The sequence below is a fragment of the Frankia tisae genome, from assembly GCF_025403405.1.
In the GTDB taxonomy this organism is placed as follows: domain Bacteria; phylum Actinomycetota; class Actinomycetes; order Frankiales; family Frankiaceae; genus Frankia; species Frankia tisai.
The window spans coordinates 1-6,958 of the sequence record NZ_JANEZT010000352.1 but is presented as its reverse complement, the minus strand read 5'-3'; the positions used below and the strand labels follow the sequence as shown (position 1 = coordinate 6,958).

At 71.4% G+C, this 6,958-nt stretch carries 4 protein-coding genes; 1 reads left to right on the top strand and 3 read right to left on the bottom strand.

Features of this window, described 5'->3' with window-relative positions:
* Nucleotides 1–836: tetratricopeptide repeat protein (locus tag NBZ85_RS25100; RefSeq protein ID WP_264762255.1), on the top strand; the 836-nt coding region annotated here is incomplete at its 5' end.
* Nucleotides 837–969: 133 nt separating this feature from the next.
* Here the strand turns inward: NBZ85_RS25100 and glgB are convergent.
* From glgB to treS, 3 genes are all read right to left on the bottom strand, one after another.
* Nucleotides 970–3,336, bottom strand: a complete 2,367-nt coding sequence (gene glgB, locus NBZ85_RS25095) for a 1,4-alpha-glucan branching protein GlgB (protein ID WP_498041262.1) — start codon at nucleotides 3,334–3,336, stop codon at nucleotides 970–972.
* A gap of 314 nt (nucleotides 3,337–3,650) precedes the next feature.
* Nucleotides 3,651–5,021, bottom strand: a complete 1,371-nt coding sequence (locus NBZ85_RS25090; RefSeq protein WP_261553784.1) for a maltokinase N-terminal cap-like domain-containing protein — start codon at nucleotides 5,019–5,021, stop codon at nucleotides 3,651–3,653.
* A 227-nt stretch (nucleotides 5,022–5,248) separates the two neighbouring features.
* A partial coding sequence (treS, locus tag NBZ85_RS25085; protein WP_264762254.1) for a maltose alpha-D-glucosyltransferase occupies nucleotides 5,249–6,958 on the bottom strand: 1,710 nt, incomplete at its 5' end.

Below are 6,958 nucleotides of genomic sequence, written 5' to 3'. Positions count from 1 at the left end.
CGACAGGCGCCGCCGCCGGCCCTGACGGCGCGTCCGCCGGCCCCGTGGTCATCGACGTCACCGAGGAGAGCTTCGCGGGCGACGTCGTCAGCCGCTCGATGCAGGTGCCGGTCGTGCTCGACTTCTGGGCGTCCTGGTGCGGTCCCTGCAAGCAGCTCAGCCCGGTGCTGGAGAAACTGGCCGTGGCCGACGGCGGCCGCTGGGTTCTCGCCAAGATCGACGTCGACGCCAACCCGGGGCTCGCCCAGGCGGCGGGAGTGCAGGGCATCCCGGCGGTGAAGGCCGTCGTCGGCGGGCGCATCATCGGCGAGTTCACCGGCGCCGTGCCCGAGCGCGAGGTGCGCAACTGGCTCGATCAGCTGCTCTCCCTCGTCGACGAGGCGATGGGCGGGGTGCCCGGTGCGGCGGCCGGGGATCCGGCGCGGGACCCCTATTTGGCAGCGGCGGAGGATGCGCTGGCCCGCGGCGACATCGACACGGCGGTCGAGTCCTACCGGGTCCGCCTCGCCGATGCGCCGGGGGACACGGAGGCGCTCACCGGCCTCGCCCGCGCCGAGCTGCTGCGCCGGGTGCGCGATCACGACCCAGCGGACATCCGCAGGCGGCTCGCGGCCGATCCGGACGACGTCGACGCCGCGATCGCCGCTGCGGACCTGGGCATCGCGCAGGGCGACGTGGCCAGCGCGCTCGCCGGCCTTGTCGCGGTCGTGCGGCGCACGTCCGGTCCGGAGCGAGAGCAGGCGCGTGCCCACCTCGTCGGCCTGTTCCAGGCGCTCGGCGACGCCGAGCCCGCTGTCGCCCCCGCCCGTCGCTCCCTGGCCGCAGCCCTGTTCTGAGGTTCGCAGCCGGCCTGCCGCGCTGCCGCGCCTCGTGTCCTTGCCGGCGAGCACCGAGGGGGCGGACGTGATCACCGCACGGTGACCGCGTCCAGCCCCTCGGTGCCGCTGAGACACCCCAGCCGGGTAGGTCCTATTCGGGCACCAGCCAGACCGACGCGAGCGGCGGCAGGGTGAGGGTCGCGGAGGCGGGCAGGCCGTGGTGGGGTTCCTCGACGGCCTGCACGGCGCCGAAGTTGCCGACGTTGCCGCCGCCGTAGCGTTGCCCGTCGGAGTTGAGTACCTCCCGCCAGCGGCCGGGGAAGGGCAGACCGAGGCGGTAGCCGTGGTGGCCGACTCCGGCGAAGTTCGTGACGCAGGCCAGTACCCCGCCGTCCGTCACCTCCACGCCCGCCGGGCCGCCGCCGGCCGCCGGCCTGCCCGCCACGCCGGCTCCGGTCAGCTCGGCTCCGGCCGGGCGGCCGCCGGCGGCGGTTCCGTCCGACCAGCGTAGGAACGAGAACACGTTGTTGGCGGTGTCGTTGGCGTCGATCCAGGAGAAGCCGGTCGGATCGCTGTCCCGGCGGTAGAGGGCCGGGGTGGATCGGTACAGCTCGTTGAGGTCCGCCAGCAGGTTGGCCACGCCCCGGTGCGGAGGGTCACTCAGCAGCGGCCAGTCGAGCGAGGCGGCCTCGTTCCACTCGTTGTCCTGGCCGAACTCGCAGCCCATGAACAGCAGCTTCTTGCCGGGATGCGCCCACATGTAGGCGTAGAGCGCGCGCAGGTTCGCCAGCTGCTCCCACCGGGAGCCCGGCATCTTGCGCAGCAGTGAACCCTTGCCGTGGACGACCTCGTCGTGGCTGAACGGCAGGACGAAGTTCTCCGAGTAGGCGTAGACCATCGAGAACGTCATCTGGTGGTGGTGGTAGCTGCGGTGCACCGGCTGGCGGGAGTTGTAGTCCAGGGTGTCGTGCATCCAGCCCATGTTCCATTTGAACCCGAACCCGAGCCCGCCGAGATGGGTGGGGCGGGTGACGCCGGGCCAGGCCGTCGACTCCTCGGCGATCATCATGACGCCCGGGAAGCGCCGGTAGACCGTCGCGTTGGTCTCCTGCAGGAACGCCACCGCCTCGAGGTTCTCTCGGCCACCGTGCACGTTCGGCACCCAGCCGCCCTCCGGGCGGGAGTAGTCGAGGTAGAGCATCGAGGCCACGGCGTCGACCCGCAGGCCGTCGATGTGGAACTCCTCGAACCAGTACACCGCGTTGGCGACGAGGAAGTTGCGCACCTCGTTGCGGCCGACGTCGAAGACGTAGGTCCCCCAGTCGGGCTGCTCGCCCCGGCGCGGATCGGGGTGCTCGTACAGCGGGGTGCCGTCGAAGCGGCCCAGCGCCCAGGAGTCCCGGGGGAAGTGCGCCGGCACCCAGTCGACGATCACGCCGATGCCGGCGCGGTGCAGCGTGTCGACGAGGTGGCGGAACTCGTCCGGGCTGCCGAAACGCGCCGTCGGGGCGTAGTACGCCGACACCTGGTAACCCCAGGAGCCGCCGAACGGGTGCTCGGCGACGGGCAGCATCTCCACATGTGTGAAGCCGTTGTCCAGGACGTAGGCGGTGAGCTGGTCGGCGAGCTCGCGGTAGGACAGCCCGCGCCGCCACGAGCCCAGGTGGATCTCGTACACGCTGATCGGCTCGGCGTGCCACGCCGTGCGGGCGCGCCGGGCGAGCCAGTCCTGGTCCTCCCACGTGTAGTCCGAGTGGGTGACGACACTTGCGGTGGCGGGCGGGACCTCGGTGCGGAACGCCATCGGGTCGGCCTTCTGCCGCCATACCCCGTCGAAGCCGAGGATCTCGTACTTGTACCGCAGCCCGACGCCGGCGCCGGGCACGAACAGCTCCCAGATGCCGCTGTGGCCCAGCGAGCGCATCGGGAACGCCCGGCCGTCCCAGAAGTCGAAGTCGCCGACCAGGCGCACCCCTCGTGCCGACGGCGCCCACACGGCGAAGCCCACCCCGGTGACGGTCGCACCGCCCGGGGTCGTCAGCTCGCGCAGGTGCGCTCCGAGTACCTTCCAGAGCTCCTCGTGCCGGCCCTCGCTGATCAGATGCAGGTCCACTTCGCCGAGAGTCGGCAGGTGGCGGTAGGGGTCGTCGACGACGTGTGAGTCGTGCGGGTAGGCCACCTCGACGCGGTAGTCGGGCAGGATCCCCGGCAGCGCCGCGGCGAACACCCCGCCGCTGTGCAGTCGGGTCGCCGGGTGGCGGTCCTCGCCGACGAGCACGGTCACGGCGCTCGCGTCGGGACGCAGCACCCGCACGACGGTCGTGTCCCCGGCCGGGTGCGCCCCGAGCAGCGCGTGCGGGTCGTGGTGGGTGCCGTTGACGAGCCGTTCCAGGTCCTCCCGGACCAGGCCGATCGACGCGGCCGGCGCCTGCGCGGTGGCGCCACCGGGGCTGCCGGGGCCGGCGGCAGCGGTGGTCGGGGCCGCGTCGGGGCCGCCCGGGGCCGGCTGGTCGCCCACCGCCGTCGGCGCGTCGGCCGCCGTCGGTGCGCCCGTCGCCGTCGGTGCGGCGGTGTCCGCGTCGTCGAGGTCGCGAAGGCGTCCCGGCTCCCGGTCGGCCAGGGCCACGCGGCCCGATCGGCCGCGGACCGGTGCGCTCGCCGGATCGAGGTCGGGCCGGCCGGTGATCTGCCCGGCGCCGCGGTGTCCCGTCCGCGCCGTGCCGTTGTTGACGTCGCCATTGTTCACTGGGACACCCCTGCCTCTCTCTTCGCGATGGGGCTGATGGTCTGGCTGACCGGTGCCGGCGGCGGGTCGATCCGCCCCGCGCCCGCTCATTCGGCCGGCGGGTGGGTCTGGGTGAGCCGCTCCACCGAGGCCATCGGGATGCCGATCCACCCCGGCCGGTGACGCACCTCGTACAGCACCTCGTAGACGGCCTTGTCGAGCTCGAACGCGCGCAGCATCGCCGCGTCCTCCTGCGGGTCGCGACCGGCCACGGCGCCGTACCCCCGGCAGAACGCCTCCCGGTTGCGGTCGGCCCACTCCTGGGCCCGGTAGACCAGCGCGGGTTCGTCGTCCCGCTCCAGCAGCATGGAACGGGCCGCGTAATCGAACGAGCGCAGCATTCCGGCGACGTCGCGCAGCGGTGACTCCAACCCCACCCGTTCGGTGACCGGGCGGGCCGGCTCGCCCTCGAAGTCGAACAGCACCCAGCCCGAGTCGACCCGAAGGACCTGGCCGAGATGCAGGTCGCCGTGCAGTCGCTGGAACGGCCGGGGGTGGACGGCCGACGGCGCCGCGCCGGTCAGCTCGTCGTAGCACTTGCGTACGGCGGCCTCGAAAGGGCGCAGCTCGGCGATCGCCTCGACGGCGGCGTCGAGGCGGCCGTGCAGGTAGGTCACCAGGGCGCGCAGCGCGTCCGCGGTGGGCTGGCGCGTCGGCAGTGCCCGGGCGAGGTCCGCGTGCACCTCGGCGGTGGCCGCGCCGAGCCGCTCGGCCTCCGCGGAGAAGTCCCCGCCGACCTCGTCGGCGTGCAGGTCGGCCTCGGCGTAGAGATCGCGCACGCTGGCCAGTGCCAGCCGCCAGCCCTCGGTTCCGCTGCGCAGGTACTCCTGGAGGAAACCGAACGTGGTCGGCTGCCCCTCGAGCTCCCCGGAGAACCACGCGACCGGGGCGGCGACGTGCGTGCTGCCGGATTCGGCGAGGGCCCGGGTGACCTCCAGGTCCGGGTTGAGGCCCGGCCAGAGCCGGCGGAACACCTTGAGGATGTAGGCGTCCCCGTAGATGATCGAGGTGTTGGACTGTTCCGCGCCGACGGCGTGCGCGGGCAGGTCGTCCAGCACGCGCGTCGTCTCGGCGACGAGGTCGTCCCGGCGGGCGGAGCGGCCGAGGAACTGCAGCAGGGCGGAGCTGCCGTCGGGGTCGTGCAGCCCGTCGTACACCAGCCCGCCGCCGCACTCGCCGATCAGGAAACCCTCGTGGCCGAAGGGGGCGTCGGCCCGGATCACCATGGGCACCTGGTAGTGGTCCGGCGGCCCGTGGTCGTAGTCGACGTCCACGATGAGCAGCCGCAGCGGCTCGAAGACGGAGATGTCCCGGCGGATCCGGATCCGCCCGACGCCGCGGCCCTTGCCGGCGAACCAGCGCTGTCGAGGAAGCCAGTCGGTCAGCAGGCCGGTCAGCTCGGCGTGGTGGTCACCCATCCTCGACCTCCCGATGCCTGTGCTCGACGATCATCGTGTGCACCTAACGTCGAATATCCCGAAAGTTACCTTTCGTCGGCCGTGTCGCGCGTACCTCCGCGCCGACCCCGGTGTTCCCGCCGACCCCGTCCCGCGGTCCGCCGGCCGGCCCTCGGTCTCACCTGACCCGGCCACCGTCACCAAGGTCGGATCCTGCGTCCTACTCTCCCCCCGACGGCCGCAGGGGGCTAGGGGGTGAATTCCCCCGGTACGGTCAACGCGAACCAGTAATGTCCGTGTCCGGGCAACGTCAGAAGGTAAGGCAGCTCACCGATCGGTGGGAAGTGCACCCGGCCGAGCAGCTCGACGGGCACCAGTCCCTCGAATCGCCGCAGATCGAGCTCCACCGGCTGGGCGAAGCGGGACAGGTTCGCGACGCACAGCACCCGGTCGTCGCCGAACTCGCGCACGTACGCGAAGACCGACGGATTGGACGCGGCCAGCTCCTCGTACGTACCCAGACCGAAGACGGGATGGCGCTTGCGCACCTCGATCATCCGTTTGGTCCAGGCCAGGAACGACGTCGGCATCCGCTGGCCGGCCTCGACGTTGAGAGCCTGGTAGCCGTACACCGGGTCCATGATCAGAGGCAGGTAGAGCCGGGCCGGGTCGGACGTGGAGAAGCCGGCGTTACGGTCGGGCGACCACTGCATCGGGGTGCGCACGCTGTCCCGGTCGCCGAGGTAGATGTTGTCGCCCATGCCGATCTCGTCGCCGTAGTACAGCACCGGGGAACCCGGCAGCGACAGCAGCAGGGCGGTGAACAGCTCCATCTGGTCGCGGCTGTTGTCCAGCAGCGGGGCCAGCCGGCGGCGGATGCCGATGTTCGCCTTCATGCGGGGGTCCTTGGCGTACTCCGCCCACATGTAGTCACGCTCGTCGTCGGTCACCATCTCCAGGGTCAGCTCGTCGTGGTTGCGCAGGAAGATCCCCCACTGGCAGTTCGGTGGGATCTGCGGCGTCTGGGCGAGGATCTCGGAGATGGGGTAGCGCGACTCCCGCCGCACCGCCATGAAGATGCGCGGCATCAGCGGGAAGTGGAACGCCATGTGGCACTCGTCGTCGTTGCCGAAGTACTCGACGACGTCGGAGGGCCACTGGTTGGCCTCGGCGAGCAGCACCCGGTCGGCGTACTTCGCGTCGACCTCCTTGCGGACCCGCCGGAGGTACTCGTGGGTCTCCGGCAGGTTCTCGCCGTTGGTGTCGTCCCGCACGTAGAGGTAGGGCACCGCGTCGAGCCGGAAACCGTCGATGCCGAGGTCCAGCCAGAAGCGCAGGACCTCCAGCATCGCCTCCTGGACATCGGGGTTGTCGTAGTTGAGGTCGGGCTGGTGGGAGAAGAAACGGTGCCAGTAGTACTGGCCGCGCACCGGGTCCCAGGACCAGTTCGACTTCTCGGTGTCGACGAAGATGATCCGAGCCTCGGGATACCGTTCGTCCGTGTCGGACCAGACGTAGAAGTCCCCGAACGGCCCCTCCGGATCGGACCGGGACGCCTGGAACCACGGGTGGGCATCGGAGGTGTGGTTCATCACCAGGTCGGCGACGATCCGGATGCCACGACGGTGCGCCTCGTCGACGAGGCTGACGAAATCGCCGAGGTCACCGAACTCGGGCAGGATCTGGAAGTAGTCGCTGATGTCGTAACCGCCGTCGCGCAGCGGCGAGGAGTAGATCGGCAGCAGCCACAGGCAGTCGACGCCGAGCCATTCCAGATAGTCGAGCTTGGAGATCAGACCGCGGATGTCGCCCGTGCCGTCGCCGTTGGAGTCGGCGAAACCCCGGATGAGCACCTCGTAGAACACGGCCCGCTTGAACCAGTACGGGTCGCGGGACGTCTCTCCGACGGGACCGGCGGGGGGCGGGCGGGGGGCGGCGTCGCCGATGGGCTCGCGGAG